The sequence below is a fragment of the Rathayibacter sp. AY1E8 genome (assembly GCF_002931415.1).
GTDB lineage: Bacteria > Actinomycetota > Actinomycetes > Actinomycetales > Microbacteriaceae > Rathayibacter.
Genome location: NZ_PSVI01000006.1, coordinates 29,081 through 46,284, shown reverse-complemented (window position 1 = coordinate 46,284; position 17,204 = coordinate 29,081). Strand labels below are relative to the sequence as shown.

Genomic DNA, 17,204 nt, shown 5'->3' with positions numbered 1-17,204 from the left:
CGGCGCAGTGCCGGTCGGGGGCGGGGCGACGAGGGAGCGGGCGATCGTGGCGCCCGCTCCCTCACCGTCTCAGCGGCAGCTGCGCGCCGGGTAGTCGACGCTCGTCTGCGTGCTGACCGTCTTCCCGTCGACGACGGCCTTTCCTGTCGCGGCCACCGACCCCGCGGGGATCGAGACCGCTCGGGTGGTGACGGCGCTCGACGCGGACGATCCCGGAGCGACTCCGGTCACGGTCTTCGAGCCGAAGGCGGTGACGGTCGTGATGTCCATGATCGAGCGGCTGTCGTTCTTGACCACAGTGGTCAGGACGACCTTCCCGCTGACGCAGCGGGTCGACGCCGTGGCGGTCACGGTCAGCGGCGACGTGACGGTGACCTTCGCGGTCACAGTCCGGTTCGCGGGTGCGACCTCCTCCGTCGGCGTCAGATCGAAGACCGGCCGGCCGTCGGCGGCGTAGTGGATGCGGGCGAGACGGGTGTCGCGGCCGTCACCCCCGACTCCGTTGCCCCAGGTGTGGTAGACGTACACGTCGTTGCCGTCCTCGTCCTGGGTGACGGCTCCGTGGCCGGGACCCTGCTCGTAGGTGCGGTAGTCGAGGACGCCGTCGGGCAGGGGGACGCTCTGCAGGAGCGGGGCGTCGTACTTGGTCCAGCTCGCGATGTCGGTCAGGTCACTGCCCTCCTTCGCCCAGGCGCCGCCCACGATGTACTTCGGGCTGACGCCGCTGCTGGAGTAGACGAGCGTGATCCTCCCGTCGCGCTGGATCGCGAACGCTCCCTCGGACAGGTGGTCCTCGAACGTCAGCGAGGGCACGATGATCGGGGTCGGCTCGCCGATGACGCGGGTGGGGTTCGCGGGATCGACCTTGGCGATCCAGGTCGCCGGGTCGCTCACTCCGTTGTCGACGTAGCGCTGGGACCAGGCGTAGTACGCAGTTCCACCGGACTCGAAGTAGGTCATGTCGAGGCTGATGTTGCGTCCCGTGCCGGGGCGTCCGAGGGCGCTCCCATCGCTCTTCACGACGGCGCGCGGCGCGCTCCAGTCGGAGGGGTTCGCGGGGTCCCCTCCGTCGCGCAGCTGCATGATGTGCGCCTGCACCGTGAACCACTGACCGTTCTGGTTCGACTGGTCGTTGTCCGGGTTGAAGCACGGGGCGAACAGGATGGAGAGCTTGCCGCCGATCTCGTGGATCTCGGGGGCCCAGTAGCAGCCCGCGATCACCTTGCCCTCGGCGGTGCGGTCCATCCGCGTGGTGCGGTTGAGGAGGTCCACCTCACGGGCTCGTCCGCCGTTGTCGTCGCTGAGCTGGTCGATGCTGTCGGCGACCCGGATCGGCAGGTGCTGCGAGGCGACGTTGTTGTTGTTCGTGTCGTCCGTGGCGGTGAAGAGGTACTGCGTCTTCCCGTTGCGCTCGTAGCGGTAGATCGTCGGATCCGCGCGGTTGTAGGCGAACGGCTCGTTGTACTGCCGCTGGCGGACGGTCCCGGAGAGGTCGTACGTTCCCGGGCCCTTCGCGGCGAGGTCGGCGAGCTGCTGCTGGTTCCAGTCGATGCCGAGGCTGCCGGTCGAGCCGTCGTTGTAGGAGAGCTGCGCCTTCACTCCGGACAGGGCGGAGGTGTCGCCCTGATCGATCGTCTGCGGTGCGACCGAGGATCCGGTGTTGACCGTGCGGCCGAACCTCTTCACGAGCGAGTCGGCGACGGAGCCGGAAACCGTCAGCGCGCCGCCCGGCAGAGCGTCGGCGACGCGGCCCGGGACTCCGGAGAGGTCGGGAGCGGCGACGGTGGCGGGGCTTCCTCCGAGGACCGCACCGCGGTTCCCGTCGGTCACGACGACGCTGCGACGGCCGCCGTCCTTCGGCCAGAACGCCTGCGCGCGGAGCTCGGTGCGGGCGAGGTCAGTGACGGTCGTGTACTTCGCAGCCCCGGAGGAGTCCGTCCAGGAGACGAGGTAGCGGTTCTGGTCCGTGTCAAAGACGGCCTTCGGCGCGACGACGCCGCCGGTGGTGCCGAGGTCGATGAGGCCGAGCTCGGTGAAGTCGGACGCGGTGGCGTCCGTGGCCTTGAAGACCAGAGCGCTCGAGGCCCCGGTGCCGTCGGACGCGCCCGACTGCAGGACGCGGGTGGCGATCACGCCGACGGTGCCGTCGGCGAAGGTGAACAGCGAGGGGTTCGCGAGGCCGCGGTTGTCGGCCTTGTCGGTCCCGAGGAAGACCCCGTCGGCGAAGAGGACTCCCGAGTTGCCCGAGAGCGGTGCCGCGTCGGCGACGGACGAGCCGAGTGCCAGGTGGAGGCCGCGGGCGATCGTGTCCTGGTTCGCCTTGTCCTCGCCGGTCGGCGTCCGGGTGTACGACACCACGGTCTTCGCCGTGGAGGCGCTGAGGACGGTGGTGCGGAAGGTCTTCGTCAGCGTGGTGGCGCCGACCTTCACGGAGGCGGTGAGCGCGAGTGCCCGGTCGGTCGCCGAGTCGTTCACGAGGCGGCTGCCGGACAGGCCGGCACCGTCCGCGCTCCACGACACGGTGTAGCCGGCGACCGTGGGAAGAGCGGTTCCGGAGGCGACGGTCGGCGGGACGACGAGGGCGGTGCGCAGGCGCGCCGTGGCGTCGGCCTCGGTGTCGGCGGCGACGGTGACGGTTCGCGCGGTGCCGGTGGCGGCGGATCCGGCGAACGTCGCGGTCGGGGTCAGGGTCACGGTGGCGTTCGCCGAGCCGGGTGCCGGGCGGCGCACGGAGCCGTCGGTGCCGATCACCGCGGGGTCGCTGCTCGCCCAGGTGAGGACGGAGCCGCCCGCGCCGCGGGTCGGGAGGGAGAGGTCGCTGGTGACGGGTCCGGTCACGGCGATGGTCGCCGCGGCGGCGTCCGATGCAGCGATCGCGGCAGCGGCCGGAGCCGCGTCCTCGCGCACCTGGTCCTGGGTCAGTGCGGAGGAGTAGACGTGCACGTCGTCCATCGCCCCGGCGAAGAGAGGGTCGGGGCCGTAGAACGACTTGCCGAGGAGGCCGGAGAAGGCGGAGGTGCCGACAGTCGCCGCTCCGGTCGCGGAGGTCGGGGTGGTCTGGGCGAGCCGGCCGTCGACGTAGGTCGAGACGCTGACGCCGCTGCGCAGGACCACGGCGACGTGGCTCCAGCGGCCGGTGGCGGCGGGACCGGAGTCGGCCGCGCGCTGCTCCGAGCCGTTCTTCACGGCACCGATCAGGCTGCTTCCGCACTGGGGCGTGGTGAAGAGGTACCGCTCGGTCGACTGCCCGAGCGCGTACGCCCAGCTGCAGTTCTGGTTCCCCTCCCAGCGCAGCCAGGCCGACATGGTCACGTCGGTGGTGGCCGCCGTGGTCAGTCCCGGCGCGATCTCGGCGTAGGCGGCGGAGCTGCCTGCGGCGCCGCCGGGGAGGCGGAGTGCGCGGTCGGTGCCGCCGCGCGGACCGGCGACGGTCGTCGCTCCGGTCCCGCGCACGGTGGCGGAGCGGCCGGCAGCGGAGTCGGTCAGGGTCGTGCCCGCGCCCACGGCGGAGCCGACGGCGGCGGACGAGGAGAAGTCGTAGGAGAGGACCGGGCTGGGCACCGCGGCCTGTGCGGGTGCTGCGCCGAGCGCAGCCCCTCCCGCTGTCAGGCTCGCGGCGACCAGGAGGGCCGTCGTGCGTCGGAACCGCATTGTTCGTCTACTTCCGTGGGAGAGGTGGATGCGGGGAGCACGGACCCAGGGTCCATGCTCCCCTGCTCCGGTGGCCGGAGGCCCCGGAACGGAGGAGGTCAGGGGAGGGGCGGCTGGACGCCGCCCCTCCCCTGTCACCGGCCTAGCGGCAGGTGAGCGCCGAGTACGGCGCGGTGGCCGTCCTGGTGCCGTTCGCGTCCTTCGAGGCGACGCTCACCTCGCCCGCGGTGACCGAGGTGGCCCGGGTGGTGAAGGCGGCGGACACGGACTTGCCGGGAGCGACCCCGGCGAAGGTCCTGCTCCCCCACTGCGAGCCGACGGTCATCTCGACCGTGGAGCCGCTCGTGTTGGTGCCGGTCGCGGTGACCGTCACCTTGCCGGCGACGCAGCGGCTCGCGGCCGAGGCCGTCAGCGACGGTCCGGGAGGAGCCGTGGCGGTGATGGTGGCGATGGCCGGCGTCGCTGCCGAGTTGGCGAGCTGTCCGCGCACCTGCACGGTGTCGCCCGCCTTCTTCAGCGAGCTGAGATCGGCGGTCGCCCACGTCACGGCGACCGTCTCACGGTGGCCGTCCTTGAACGTCGCGCCCACCGTGGCGGGCAGGTCGACGGTGGTCGATCCGGCCTGCACGGTCCGCGCCACGGCGTCGATCGAGGTCACAAGGAGCGACGGGTTCCACTTCGCGGCGAGCCCGTCGCGCTCCTTCGCGGTGATGGAGACGACGGATCCGTGGCGGGGCGACGTCGGCAGCGAGAAGCTGCTGGGGATCGTCCACTGGATGTCGCCCTCGAGCGAGTTCGTGCCGAGCGGGATGTAGCCGCGTCCGCCGTAGTTGTCGGTCCAGAGGAAGTACTTGTACCCCGCCCGGTCGCCCTCGTTGGTCTTGAAGATCTCGGGACCCTCGACCTCCGGCGTTCCGGCGGTGCGGCCGATGCAGGTGTCGATGAGGCTCCACGCTCCGGAGGCGGTGGTGGCGCGGAGGTTCGTCGACTTCTGTCCGATGATGTCGGGCGAGGGGCAGCCGCTGGTCTGGGTCGCCTTCGTGAAGCGGTAGTAGGTGTCGCCGTCCTTGAGCATCGTGGCGTCGATCAGTCCGTTGCTCTTGTTGAGCGAGGGGACGTCAGCGGCCTTGAACCAGACCTCGGGGGTGGTGAAGTCGCGGAAGTCGCGCGTGGTGGACGTGAGGATCTGCGGTCCGTTGCCGTCCTCGACGTTGCGCGTGCTGTCGGTGAAGAGGGCCGAGGTCCAGTAGACGACGTAGGCGTCGATGGTGGGGTCGTAGGTGGCCTCCGGTGCCCAGGTCATGCCCGCGTTGGGCAGGTTGACCTCGACGTGGCGCTGCTGGCCCCAGTTGACGAGGTCCGTGGACTCCCAGATCTCGAGGTAGCGGCTGCCGCGGTTGGTCGATCCGCCGAAGCCGGTGGTGCCGACGGAGAGGTCGGTGGCCATCAGGAAGAAGCGGTCGCCCTCCTTCGAGCGGAAGACGAACGGGTCGCGCAGCCCCTTCGTGCCCATGGTGGAGGTGAGGATCGGCTGGGCGTCGTTCAGGGTCTTCCACGTGAGCGAGTCGTTGCCGTCGGAGGTCGCGAAGCGGATCTTCTCGCCTTCGATGCTGTCGCCGGTGAAGTACGCGAACAGGTACGCGTCGAGGTCGCTCGCGGCCACGGGAGCCGCGGCCGGAACGGTGCGCGTGAGGGTCCGCACGAGGGGCGTGGTGCCGGCGACGGTGACCGTCGCGGTGAGGGTGACGGTGGTGTCGGCGGACGGACGCGTGAGCGAGCCCTTCGCGACGACGTTCGGCGCGGTGCCCTTGTCGGCGGAGGTGATGACGGCCTCGTTCGACGAGGTCCAGCTGACCACGGCGCTGGAGCTGTTCGCGCGCGCGGCGGTGGCGGCGACGTCGGCTCCGGTCGAGGGCAGGTTCAGGCTGCCGCGCACCGGTCCGGCGAGAGCGGGATCGTTGCTGATGCCGTCGGCGACGGCCCGGGCGAGCTCGGCCTCGGCGCTGTCACCGGCGGCGTACGCCGGGACGAAGACGGTGGTCGCACGGCCGACGACGGTGATTCCGCCGTGGACGGCGGTCGGGGTCAGCGTGACGGTGGCGTCCGGGCTGCCCGCGGCGGGCCGGGTGACGACGCCGCTGGTGCTGACGACGCCGGGGGCGCTCGACGTCCAGGTGATCGTGGAGCCGTTGGCACCGGTCGTGGGGAGTGCGAGGTTCGAGGTCACGTTCGAGGTGTCGCCGAGCGAGACGGCGGCGTCCTGGTTCGCGAGAACCGAGTGCACGGATGCGGCGCTCTGCTGCACCTGGCCGGCGGTGAGCGCGGAGGTCCAGACCTGCATGTCGTCGATGGCACCGGCCCAGTAGGCGTCCGCGCCGTAGAACGACTTGCCGAGGAAGCCGGAGAACGTGGACGTTCCGATCGCGGACGCGGCGGTGAAGGTCGTGCTGCCCTGGCCGACGAGAGCTCCGTCGAAGTAGGTCGAGACCGACTGGCCGCCCTTGACGACGACCGCCATGTGCACCCAGCGGTTCGCGGCGACCGGAGTGTTGCCTGCGGCCCGCACCTCGGAGCCGCTCTTGATCGCGCCGAAGCCGGCCGGTCCGCACTTCGTGGTGGAGAGGACGTGGGAGTCGACGCTGGAGCCGAGCGTGAAGGGCCAGGTGCAGTCCGGAGCACCGCTCCAGCGCAGCCAGGCGGACATCGTGACGTCCTGCGTGCCGGCGGGGATCAGGCCCGGGGCGATCCGGACGTGCGGCGCGGCCGACGTGCTCGATCCGCCCGGGAGCGAGAGAGCGCGGTCGGTGGAGGCGCCGGAGGGACCCGCGACGCTGGTCGCGCCGGAGTTGATCAGGGTGCCGGGGTGGTTGCCCGGAGCGGAGTCGGCGACGACGGCTCCATTGGCGAGCGTCGCGCCGATGCCGTCGAACGAGTACTGCAGCGCGGGAGCGGGGACGGTCTCTGCGGCGCCGGCGGCGCCGATCGGTCCGAGGACGCCGCCGAGGCAGGCGATGGCGAGCGTCAGCGCGGCGCCCGCTCGGGGGAGGCGTGAGCGCCGGGTGCGCTCCTGCCGGGGGGTTCGTGACATGGGGGGTCCTTCAGGTGAGGGGTCGGAGGGGGAGGACGGAGCCCGCGCGATCGGCCGGCGGAGTGGTGAGTCCGGCGTCCGTCTGGCGGGGAGGGAATCGCCGGAAGGCGGCCCGGGACGCGGGCCTGGCGACCCGTGATCGGGAGGCGGAGGTCGACGTGGGTGCGAGGACGAGACGTCGCGCGCTGCGGGCGCCGACCGCGGTCACCGCGTTGAAGGTGTCGGCCGGGCCGACAGTCATCGGGGCCGGGCGTGGGCCTGCGGCGGGAGGGTGCGGCGGGAGGGTGGTGCTGTCGTCATCATCGACGTTCCTCTCAGGTTCGCCTTCGAACCGGTCGGAGTGGGACGCGAGGCGCGAGGACGCGCTTGCCCACTTCAGGTGACACCGTACCGACTTTTGTTAACGGTAACAATGGCGGATTCCCGGGCGATGCCGCAGCGACGGCGGGTGTGAGCGCTCTCTCCCTGCGAGCACGGGGATCCGCGTGGACGGATCACCCTCGCCCGGCGGGGCTCGGACCGGATCCGCTCGAGACCGGCACTTGACACCGGCTCCGCGACCGGTCGATGGTTGTCCACGTCAACATGCAGGTCGTGATCAGCTTCCCGTCCCACTCGGAGCGTCGGCGCTGACGCGTCCCGCGGCGGGACGACCGGATCACCATCCCGGTCGCTCCGGCGCATCCTCTGCCGTGCTCCGACCCCTTCGGACACGGCTCCTTCCTGCGACCCTCACCCGCGTCCCTTCGGGGACGCCGGATGTCTGTGAAAGGCACCCATGTCCCGGACAACGAAGTCCCACCCCTCCAAGCGCCTGATCGGCGCCCTGATCGCGGCCGTCGTCGGCATCACGACCTTCGGCATCAGCTCGCCCGCCTCTGCAGCCACCGCCCCGGTCGGCCTCGGATCGGCGCAGGAGATCCGCAACCAGCACAGCGTCATGTGTCTCGACGACTTCGACTTCGGCACTCAGCCCGGAGCCGAGGTGCGGCAGTGGAGCTGCACCGAGGGGAGCAACCAGCGCTGGCAGGTCACCGACCTCGGCACAGGCTACGCCGAGATCAAGAACACCTTCAGCAACCTCTGCCTCGACAACTTCGACTTCGGCACCACCCCGGGCTCGGAGGTGCGGCAGTGGAGCTGCAACGGCAGCACCGCCCAGCAGTGGCGGATCACCTCCGTCGGCGGAGGCTACGCCGAGATCGCCAATCGGCACAGCGACCTCTGCCTCGACAACAAGGACTTCCGCCAGCTCGACGGCTCCCCCATTCAGCAGTGGACCTGCACCGGCTCCAAGGCCCAGCGCTGGGCACTGACCGATCCGACCGTGCAGAAGATCACCTGGACGCTGAACCGCGTCGCGAGCCCGACCGCTGACGAGGCCGACGCCTACGCCCGCATCACCGACGCGATGGACCGCGCCGTGGCCCGCTACAACCGCCTCAGCAACATCTCCCGCTCCCTGACCGTCTCGTACAGCCCCGGAACCCCGACGGCCGATGCGAACATCTACGGCCAGATCCGCTTCGGCAAGGAGCGCGTCTACATGGTGGAGGGCACCGCCATGCACGAGATCTCGCACACCGTGGGCTTGGGCACGTCGACCACCTTCAACACGAACTGCGAGAACAGCAGCTGGGACTCGGCCCTGGCACTGCTGCGCACCTGGGACGGACCGGACGCGACAATCCAGTGCACCCCGGGTCACATCTTGAACTACGGCCTCAACTACAACAGCGAGTTCAGCCAGCTGAACCTCGATCGCCACGTGAAGCTGGTGCAGTCCATGCTCAGTGACGGCATGTAGCCGTCACTCGAGGCACGCCCGAACGAGCATCCTCGCCGCCCCTCGCGGGCGGCCGGCGCCGGCGGGGCGGGGAACCAGAGCCCTCCCCCCCCCCGCCGGCGCCGCATGCCCCGATGTCTCCCTCCGGAGGCGCGGGGCAGCGGAGCGCTCGGGAGTCGAGGAGGGCCCCTCGACCGGGTGGTCGCAGCCGACGTGCCGGACGCCGCACCCTGGGGAGGGGGCGTCCGGCACGTCTTCCTCGTGTCCGCGCCGTCCGGTCCGCCGGACCCCCGGAGGCGCATGACGGGCGGCGTCTGCGGGCGCTAGCGGTTCCGCTCGACGGTGCTCGGCGCGATCCGGTGCGTCTCCGGCGCCTCCGTGCCGACGGGCTCCGCCTCCCCGCTCGCCGCGGCCTCCCGCAGGTACTGCGCCGACATGACGCGGTAGGAGCGGGTGAGCATCGCCGCGCCGGCCGCGATGATCATGACGACTCCGCCGACCAGGAACACCAGCGCGATCCCCCGGCCGATGCCGTCGCCGAGCAGCCCGCCGAACGCCGAGCGCCCGGCCGGCGACTCCATGTACGGGATGAGCGCGAACTCGGCGATCGGGGCGATGAGGAACGACGTGATCGGAGCGGCGGCCGACTCGAACGCCGCCGCGAAGCCGAAGACGCGCCCCTGGGTCTCGAAGGGGACGACCTTCTGGATCACCGTCTGCTCGGCGGCCTCGACCGCCGGGATCAGGGTCATGTAGATCCAGATGCCGCCGGCGTAGAGCCACCACCAGTCGCGGAGGGTGAAGACCGCGCCGATCAGGCCCATCGCCATCACGAGCAGCAGCATCGTCCGGATGGGGTTCCTCCCGAGCCCGAATCTCGCGACGAGCAGACCGCCGATGACGAAGCCGGTCGCCGTCACTCCGAGCACGACGCCCCACAGCTCGACCGGGAACAGCTCGAGGCCGTACGGGTCCATCAGCGCCATGTAGACGCCGCCGATCAGGTTGTTGAACGTCGAGAAGACGATGAGCGCGAACAGCCCGGTCGCCGCCCGCACCGCGGTGATGCTGCCGCGGAGATCGATCAGCGGCTCCCTCTCCCCCGTCGGCGCGGGCCGGTCCTCCGGGATGCGCAGGAAGAGGAGGTGCAGGAGCGCGGCGGCGGAGAGGCCGATCGCGATCACCAGCGTCCACCCCAGGCCGAGCAGGCCGATGGCGAGCCCGCTGAAGACGCTCGTCACCACGAAGGCGAGGCCCTGGACCGTCCCGACGAGGCCGTTCGCGCGGGCGTGCCCCTCCACCGGGACCAGCAGGGTCACCGTCGTGGACAGGGCGATGTTGCGCATGTTCTCGATGACGGCGCCGAAGAGGATCGTGCCCGAGAACACCCAGAACCAGGGGGCGCGGAAGTCCAGGAGCGCCGCCTCGGGCAGCGCGAGGAAGAGACCGCCCGCGACGCCGAACGACACGAGCGTGACCGCGCCGGCGAAGACCATGACGCGGAACTTGCGGTGCCGGTCCACGATCGTGCCGAAGGCCATCGCGAAGACCGCGACGAGCAGCATGTAGGCGCCGCCGATGATCCCGGTCGCCAGGACGGAGCGCGTCTCGAGGTACACCCAGAACGTGAGCGCGAACCAGAGGAAGCTCGTCGTCACGTTCGCGACGGCGGTGTTGAGGAGGATCTGGTGGAAGTCGCGGAGCCTCGTCGAGGCGTCGACGGCGGGTCCGGACACGGGGGCGGTCGAGGACACGGCTTCCCTCCGCTCGCGACGGCGCCGTCGGTCCCGCGGCGGGAGTCGAGGGTCGTCGCAGCCACTGTAGGACCGCGTCGTCGGCGAGTCGAGAGGGACCGGGCGTCCGGCGGGGATGCGCTGCCGCCGCCCGCGCGGACGCGGGCGCCGCCGCCCTCGCGACCCGGATCAGCGGGCCTCGGGGGCGGCGGCGCCGACGGGTCAGACGATGGCGGCGCGGAGGGCCGCGGCGGCCTCGCCGACGTCCGGGGCGCCGTAGATGGCCCCGCCCGCGACGGCCACGAGGGCGCCGGCGCGCTGCACCGACTCGATGGTGGCGGTGCTCACGCCGCCCGCGACCGAGAACGGCACGCCGGAGGACTCGCCGTCGCGCAGCAGGGTCTCGAAGGTGAAGCCCTCCTCCGCCTGCTCGTCCAGACCGGCGTGCATCTCGACGAACTCGGCGCCGAGGGCGACGACCTCGCGGGCGCGGGCGGCCTTGTCGGGCACGCCGATGAGGTCGACGACGACGCCCTTGCCGTGCTTCCTCCCGGCGGCGATCGCGCCGGAGATGGTGCTGTCGCCGGCGACGCCGAGGACCGTCACGAGGTCGGCGCCGGCCGCGAAGGCCATGTCGGCCTCGAGCTCGCCCGCGTCCATCGTCTTGAGGTCGGCGAAGACCGTCTTGTCGGGGTGCGCCTCCTTGATGGCGGTGATGGCGGAGAGGCCGGCGCTCTTGATGAGCGGGGTGCCCAGCTCGAGGATGTCGACGTGCGGGGCGGCGGCAGCGGCGAGCTCGAGGGCGGCGTCGGTGCTGAGGGTGTCCATGGCGAACTGGAGCTTCACGGGGTTCTTCTTCCTGTCGAGGTGGGGAGTCGGGTCATTCGAGGTTCGCGTGGCGCGGCCAGAGCTCGTCGGCGCTGTCGCCGCGGCGCTGCCAGAGCGCGTGGAACAGGGCGTCGCCGGTGAGCACGACGACCTGCTCGAAGAGCCCGCCGGAGTACTGCGCCGAGGCGGCCCCGGAGCGGTCGAGCTTGTCGGCGGCGGGCACGACCACCACGGCGGAGGCGAGCCCGGCCAGCGGGGAGTCGGCGGCGGTCGTGATCGCCGCGACCCGCGCTCCGGCGTCGACGGCGGCCTGCGCGGCGCGGACGATGCCCCCGGTGGTGCCGGAGCCGCTCGCGGTGAGCAGCACGTCGCCGCCGCGGATCGCCGGGGTCGTCACGTCGCCGACCACGTGCACGACGAGTCCGAGGTGCATGAGGCGCATGGCGGTCATCCGCAGGGCGAGGCCGGAGCGGCCGGCGCCGTGGACGAAGACGCGGTCGGCGCCGGCGAGCAACTCGAGGACGGGCTCGAGCCGGTCGGCCGTCAGCGAGGCGGTCGCGGCGGACACCTCGGCGGCGATCACGGCGAGCGCCTCTGCGGGGTCGGTGGTGCGGTCGTCAGCGGGCATGGGTCCACAGTGCGCCCGGCGACCGGATCCGCGCGCCACCTGATCGAGGAGGTCTACCTACCCGATCGGGTGGGCGGTGCCGCTCGCGGGTAGGACGGGTAGGTTCGGGGGATGGATCCCGCCGAGTCCCCCGCCTCCCGCACCCTGCTGCAGCAGCACGCCCGCACGGTGGCCGAGCAGGCCGACCGGCACGCGGTGGCGCTGGAGTCGGTGCTCGCCGCCCTGCGCGCCGAGCGCCTCGACGACCGTGCGGCCCGCACCGTCGCGATCGACATCGCCGCGAACGCCCTGGTCGAGCTGCGCACCGCCTCGGACGAGCAGCGCAGCGCGATGCTGGAGCCCGTCGTGGGCGCGTTCGCGCGGCTCCGGAGCGACCTGCGTCCGCTCGCGCGCTTCGGCGACCTCGACGTGCAGTTCGTCGAGCCGCCCGCCACCGGGCGCGCCCTCCCCGGCGAGGTGGCGCACGCGGCCCGCGCGATCGTGCGGAGCGCCGTGCTGGCGTTCGTGGAGTCGGAGCAGACGCGCCGGGTGCGGATCCAGTGGGACTGCGACGGGCTCAACCTGCTCATCGAGATCCGCGACGACGGCCGGGGCGAGCTGACGACCCGCGACGACGCCCTGCGCCCGATCGCCGAGCGCGTCCGCGGGCTTGACGGGGAGCTCTCGGTCGCGTCGACCTCGGGCTGGGGGTCGACCCTGTCGATCCGCCTCCCCCTCGATCCGCCGGCGCAGCCCGACGGGCTCGACCTCGCCGAGCTCAGCGCGCGCGAGCGGGAGGTGCTGAACCTGATCACGCTCGGCGCCTCGAACCAGCGGATCGCGGACGACCTCGGCATCAGCGGCAACACGGTGAAGTTCCACGTGTCGAACCTGCTGCGCAAGGCCGGGGCCCGCACCCGGGCGGAGCTGGCGGCGCTGGCGCGCTGATCGATCCGGGTGCCGCGTCCTGGCAGAGCCGTCCCCGGACGCGCGGACGGGCCGCAGCGGCCGCCGAGGGTCTTCCCCTCCTGCGGCACTGCGGCCCGTCCGGCCGATCAGCGCGTCCCGATCACTCGCTCCGGAGCAGCCCGAAGCGGAACCGGCCGGAACCGTCGAGCGTGTCGTCGATGCCCGAGATCGTGGAGGAGGCGATGACGGTCTCCGTGCCCTCGAGGAGCGGCACGGTGATCGCCTTCTCCGCCGCGAGGCGCTGCGCCTCCTCGATCGCCGTGGTGCGCTCGTCGCCGGGGGCCAGGCTCCGCTCGCGCAGCACGACCTCGTTGTAGGCGTCGTCCTTCACGGCGGCGCCGAGGATGGAGGGGGCCTCGTCGGTGCCGTAGAGCAGGTTCAGGTAGTTGTCCGAGTCCGGGTAGTCCGCGAACCAGCCCTGCTGGTAGAGCGGGTAGGAGGTCGACTTCTCCTTCACGTACTGCGTCCACTCCGTCGACTGCAGGTCGACCGTGAACAGCCCGCTGCGCTCGAGCTGGTTCTTGATGAGCGCGTACTCGTCCGAGGTGCTGGAGCCGTAGTGGTCGGTGTTGTACTGCAGCTTGAGGTCGACGGGACCGGTGATCCCGGCCGCCTGGAGCGCGGCGGCGGCCTCGTCCGCGCTGGGACCGCCGCTCCCGTCGCCGAAGGCCTGCTCGTACGCCGGCGTCGATCCGGTCAGGGCGCTGGGGACGATCGAGTAGACCGGCGCGTAGGTGCCCTTGTAGACCTGGTCCGACAGCTCGTCGCGGTCGATCAGGTCGGCGACGGCGGTGCGGACGGCGAGCGCCTTGTCGGCGTCGGCCTCGGAGGTCGCGGAGCCGTAGGGCATGGTCTCGGGGTTGAAGACCAGGAAGCGCATCTCGGCACCGGGACCGGAGTGCACCGTCAGGCCCTCCTCGCCGCGGAGGTCCTCGGTGTCGGTCGCGTTCAGCGTGCGGTAGGCGACCGCGATCTCGCCGCGCTGGATGTCGAGCTTGAGGTTGCTCTCGTCCGCGTAGTAGCGGACGATCACGGACTCGTTGGCGGCGGCGCCGAGGAGGCCGTCGTAGGAGTCGTTGCGGGTGAGCTGCACGAGCGAGTTCAGCTTGTAGCTCGTGATGGAGTACTGCCCGCTGAAGGCGTCGCCGGCGACGATGTCGTCGTCGGTGGTGAGGGAGTCGGCCGAGAAGACGTCCTCGTCGACGATCGCGGCGGCGGGGCTGGTGAGGATCTGGGGCCAGAGGGCGTTGTCCGGGGTGGCCAGTGTGGAGACGACGGTGGAGTCGTCCTCCGCCTCGACCGAGACCATGTCCGAGAGCAGCGACGAGGGGCCGTTCGGAGCGGCGATCGCCACCTGGCGCTCGAAGGTGAAGACCACGTCCGAGGCGGTGAGCGGATTGCCGTTGGCGAAGGCGGCGTCCTCGCGCAGGGCGACGCGGTAGTGGGTGGGGTCGGTGAACTCGGCCGAGGCCGCGAGGTCCGGCACGGGATCCGTCGATCCGGGGGCGGAGGTCAGCAGCCAGGAGAAGACCTGGTTCTGCAGCGTCGCCGAGCCGAGGTCCCAGGAGCCGGCGGGATCCAGGGCGGTGACCTTGTCCGTGGTCCCCAGGAGGATCCCGGGGGGTGCCTGGGCGCCGGTGGTGCCCGGCGAGCAGGCGGTGAGGGCGACCGGCGTCGTGCCGTCGCGGTTCCGGCTACTCGAGCAGCTTGCCCGCGGTGGCGACCTCGCCGCTGATCAGCGCCTGGATCTCCTCCGGCACCGCGGGGATCTCCTCGCGCGTGATCCCCGCGGAGGGCGACCAGACGAGGTTCACCTGGAGGGCCGGGTCGATGTCCGGGTAGTCGCTGCGGTTGTGGCAGCCGCGGCTCTCCCGGCGCTCGAGCGCTGCCTCGAGGGTGGCCCGCGCGGCCATCGCGGCCGACTTGAGGTCGAAGGCGTGGGCGAGGTCCTGGAAGCCGGCGATGTCCGGGTGCACGCCGATGTCGGCGATGCGCGCCTCGATCGCGTCCAGCTCGGCGAGCCCGGCGAGCAGGCCCTCCTCGTCGCGGACGACTCCGGCGTGCTCGGTCATCGTGTTGCGGATCGCGCGCTGCAGGGCGCGGACGTTCTCGGTGCCGTCGGCCGCGAGCAGGCCGGCGATCTCGTCGCGGGCGACGTGGACGGACGCGGCCGAGCGGGTCTGGGCGGTCAGCGAGGCGGAGTACTCCGCCGCCGCCTGCCCGACGATCCGGCCGAACACCAGCAGCTCGATCAGCGAGTTGCCGCCGAGGCGGTTGGCGCCGTGCAGTCCGCTGGAGGCCTCTCCGATCGCGTAGAGCCCGGGGACGTCGGTGCTGTGGTCGTCCGAGCGCACCCAGACCCCGCCCATCGAGTAGTGCGCCGTGGGCGCGATCTCGATCGGGTCCTTCGTGATGTCGAGCATCTGCAGCTCGAGCATCGTCTGGTACACCCGCGGCAGCCGGGTCATGATCGTCTCGCGCGGCAGGTGCGAGACGTCGAGCCAGACCCCGCCGTTGGGCGTGCCGCGACCCTCCTTGATCTCGGTGTAGCAGGCGAGGGCGACGCGGTCGCGGGTCGAGAGCTCGAGGCGCTCGGCGTCGTACTTGCCCATGAAGCGCTCGCCGAGGCCGTTGCGGAGGATGCCGCCCTCGCCGCGCGCGGCCTCGGAGATCAGCGTGCCGGCCGCGTTCTCGGGCTCGATGATGCCCGACGGGTGGAACTGGACGAGCTCGGGGTCGCGCAGGCGACCGCCGGCCTCGACGGCCAGGCGGAACGAGTCGCCCGTGTTCTCGTCGCGGCGGGAGGAGGTGCGGCGCCAGATGCGGTTGTGCCCGCCCGCGGCGAGGATCACCGCATCCGCGTGGATCAGGTAGCGGGTGCCGTCGACGAGGTCGAAGCCGTAGGCGCCGAACACGGCTCCGTCCTCGTTGACGAGGATGCGCGTGACGTACACGGTGTCCAGGATCGGGATCTCGAGCTGGGCGGCCCGGTTGACGAGCGTGCGCTGGATCTCGAGGCCGGTGTAGTCGCCCGCGAAGGCGGTCCGGCGGTAGGTGTGCGCGCCGAAGAAGCGCTGCGAGATGCGGCCGTCGTCCTCGCGGGCGAACGGCATGCCGTAGCGCTCGAGGTCCTGGATGCCGCGGGCGGCGTTGGAGGTGACGATCTCGACAGTGTGCGGGTTGGCGAGCTGGTAGGACTCGGTGATGGTGTCGGCCGCGTGCTGCTGCCAGCTGTCGTCGGGGTCCATCGTGGCGAGGGCGGCGTTGATGCCGCCGGCGGCGAGGGAGGTGTGCGCGTCCGACTTCGAGCGCTTGCCGAGCGCGAGGACGTCGACGCCCGCCTCGGCGAGCTCGATCGCGGCGCGCAGGCCCGATCCGCCGGTGCCGATGACGAGGACGGAGGTGGAGATCCGGCGCTCCGGTGCGGTGGTCTCTGAAATGGTCATGCTTCCACGCTAGGCACGGCGCTTCGATTACTCCAATGCATAATGCTGGGCACAGCCATGCGCATAGGGTATGCGTGTGGATCTCGAGCAGCTGACCGGATTCGCCGAGGTCGCCCGCCTCGGCAGCTTCACCCGCGCCGCCGAGGAGCTGCACCTCGCGCAGCCCTCGCTGAGCCGCCGGATCGCCGCGCTGGAGCAGGACCTCGGCTCCGAGCTCTTCCACCGGGCGCGCTCCGGCAGCACCCTCACACCGGCCGGCGAGCTGCTGCTGCCGCTCGCCCGGCGCATGCTCGCCGACGCCGGATCGGTGCGCCGCGAGCTGGCCGAGCTGGCCGGACTCGAGCGCGGCCGGGTGCGGTTCGGCGCGACGCCGACGCTCTGCATCAGCCTCGTCGCGGAGGTGCTGCACGCCTTCCACTCCGCGCATCCCGCCGTGGAGCTGCACCTCGCCGAGGACGGGTCGCGGAGCCTCTTCGACCGGCTGGCACGGGGCGAGCTCGACCTGGCGCTGGTGACGACCTCGACCGCGGCCGCTCCCGGCGCCTTCACGGTGACGCCGCTGCTCGTCGAGGAGCTCGTCGTGGTCTCCTCCGCCGCGGAGCCTCCCCTCGCCGCGACCGGCGCGCTCGACCTGGCGGCGGTAGCCCGCCTCCCGCAGATCGTCTTCAACTCCAGCTACGACCTGCGCCGCACGACCGACGCCGCGTTCGCCGCCGCGGGCCTGGAGCCGGACGTGGTGCTGGAGGGCGCCGAGATGGACGCGGTTCTGCGCTTCGCCGAGCGGGGCCTCGGCGTCGCGGTCGTCCCGGCGATGGTGCTGCAGGGGCGCCCGGGCCTGCGCTCGATCCGCATCGAGGAGCCGACGCTCGAGAAGCCCACGCTGACCCGGACGATCAGCCTCGCGCGCCCGGCGGACCTCGCGCCGACCGCCGCGGCGCGGGTCATGCAGGGCACCGTCGCGGCGACCGCCCGCGCCTTCGCCGCCCAGGCCGGCGGCACGATGCGCCTGGCCGACAGCCGCTGATCCAGCGGGGTCTCATCACCCCGCTGCGCGGCCGGCACATTCTGATCGAGCAGCCCCGGAGGGCGTATCGAG

General features: G+C 71.9%; 10 protein-coding genes. 3 read left to right on the top strand and 7 right to left on the bottom strand.

From position 1 onward, the window contains the following. Positions 1-69: 69 nt before the first annotated feature. Both C5C74_RS03015 and C5C74_RS03010 read right to left on the bottom strand, forming a co-directional pair. The gene (locus C5C74_RS03015) at positions 70-3,651 is read right to left on the bottom strand and encodes a family 43 glycosylhydrolase (RefSeq protein WP_104350958.1); all 3,582 of its coding nucleotides are present in this window, start codon (positions 3,649-3,651) and stop codon (positions 70-72) included. 142 nt (positions 3,652-3,793) lie between these two features. After that, positions 3,794-6,739 (bottom strand): immunoglobulin-like domain-containing protein, encoded by a 2,946-nt coding sequence (locus C5C74_RS03010; protein ID WP_104226028.1) that lies wholly within the window; start codon positions 6,737-6,739, stop codon positions 3,794-3,796. Positions 6,740-7,517: 778 nt separating this feature from the next. On the opposite strand from C5C74_RS03010, the gene C5C74_RS03005 reads away from it, so the two are divergent. Continuing rightward, a complete protein-coding gene (locus C5C74_RS03005; protein WP_104347574.1) occupies positions 7,518-8,546 on the top strand; it encodes an RICIN domain-containing protein in 1,029 nt (342 codons plus the stop codon). A 302-nt stretch (positions 8,547-8,848) separates the two neighbouring features. Here the strand turns inward: C5C74_RS03005 and C5C74_RS03000 are convergent, their stop codons facing one another. The 3 genes from C5C74_RS03000 to hxlB all read right to left on the bottom strand — a co-directional run bounded on the left by C5C74_RS03000 (position 8,849) and on the right by hxlB (position 11,714). Continuing rightward, positions 8,849-10,279, bottom strand: a complete 1,431-nt coding sequence (locus C5C74_RS03000; RefSeq protein ID WP_104350957.1) for an MFS transporter — start codon at positions 10,277-10,279, stop codon at positions 8,849-8,851. Positions 10,280-10,480: 201 nt separating this feature from the next. Continuing rightward, positions 10,481-11,104 carry a 3-hexulose-6-phosphate synthase gene (gene hxlA / locus C5C74_RS02995; protein ID WP_104282514.1) on the bottom strand — a complete coding sequence of 208 codons (624 nt, stop codon included), beginning with the start codon at positions 11,102-11,104 and terminating at the stop codon, positions 10,481-10,483. A gap of 34 nt (positions 11,105-11,138) precedes the next feature. Then, positions 11,139-11,714 (bottom strand): 6-phospho-3-hexuloisomerase, encoded by a 576-nt coding sequence (hxlB, locus tag C5C74_RS02990; protein WP_104350956.1) that lies wholly within the window; start codon positions 11,712-11,714, stop codon positions 11,139-11,141. A gap of 111 nt (positions 11,715-11,825) precedes the next feature. Between hxlB and C5C74_RS02985 the strand changes: the two genes are divergently transcribed. Then, positions 11,826-12,641, top strand: coding sequence for a response regulator transcription factor family protein (locus tag C5C74_RS02985; RefSeq protein ID WP_104347576.1), 816 nt, complete (start codon positions 11,826-11,828; stop codon positions 12,639-12,641). A 121-nt stretch (positions 12,642-12,762) separates the two neighbouring features. Here C5C74_RS02985 and C5C74_RS02980 read toward each other — a convergent pair whose 3' ends face one another. Next, the gene (locus C5C74_RS02980; RefSeq protein ID WP_258064084.1) at positions 12,763-14,148 is read right to left on the bottom strand and encodes an ABC transporter substrate-binding protein; all 1,386 of its coding nucleotides are present in this window, start codon (positions 14,146-14,148) and stop codon (positions 12,763-12,765) included. 208 nt (positions 14,149-14,356) lie between these two features. Continuing rightward, the gene (locus C5C74_RS02975) at positions 14,357-16,108 is read right to left on the bottom strand and encodes an L-aspartate oxidase (RefSeq protein WP_104350954.1); all 1,752 of its coding nucleotides are present in this window, start codon (positions 16,106-16,108) and stop codon (positions 14,357-14,359) included. A gap of 70 nt (positions 16,109-16,178) precedes the next feature. Between C5C74_RS02975 and C5C74_RS02970 the strand changes: the two genes are divergently transcribed. Further along, complete coding sequence (locus tag C5C74_RS02970) at positions 16,179-17,132, top strand: LysR family transcriptional regulator (protein WP_104350953.1); 954 nt, start codon at positions 16,179-16,181, stop codon at positions 17,130-17,132. Positions 17,133-17,204 lie beyond the last annotated feature (72 nt).

What these genes read in the sequence shown, in the direction of transcription:
- C5C74_RS03015 (WP_104350958.1), bottom strand. Translation starts at nt 3,651, where the DNA reads ATGCGGTTCCGACGCACGACGGCCCTCCTGGTCGCCGCGAGCCTGACA.
- C5C74_RS03010 (WP_104226028.1), bottom strand. Translation starts at nt 6,739, where the DNA reads ATGTCACGAACCCCCCGGCAGGAGCGCACCCGGCGCTCACGCCTCCCC.
- C5C74_RS03005 (WP_104347574.1), top strand. Translation starts at nt 7,518, where the DNA reads ATGTCCCGGACAACGAAGTCCCACCCCTCCAAGCGCCTGATCGGCGCC.
- hxlB (WP_104350956.1), bottom strand. Translation starts at nt 11,714, where the DNA reads ATGCCCGCTGACGACCGCACCACCGACCCCGCAGAGGCGCTCGCCGTG.
- C5C74_RS02985 (WP_104347576.1), top strand. Translation starts at nt 11,826, where the DNA reads ATGGATCCCGCCGAGTCCCCCGCCTCCCGCACCCTGCTGCAGCAGCAC.
- C5C74_RS02975 (WP_104350954.1), bottom strand. Translation starts at nt 16,108, where the DNA reads ATGACCATTTCAGAGACCACCGCACCGGAGCGCCGGATCTCCACCTCC.
- C5C74_RS02970 (WP_104350953.1), top strand. Translation starts at nt 16,179, where the DNA reads ATGCGTGTGGATCTCGAGCAGCTGACCGGATTCGCCGAGGTCGCCCGC.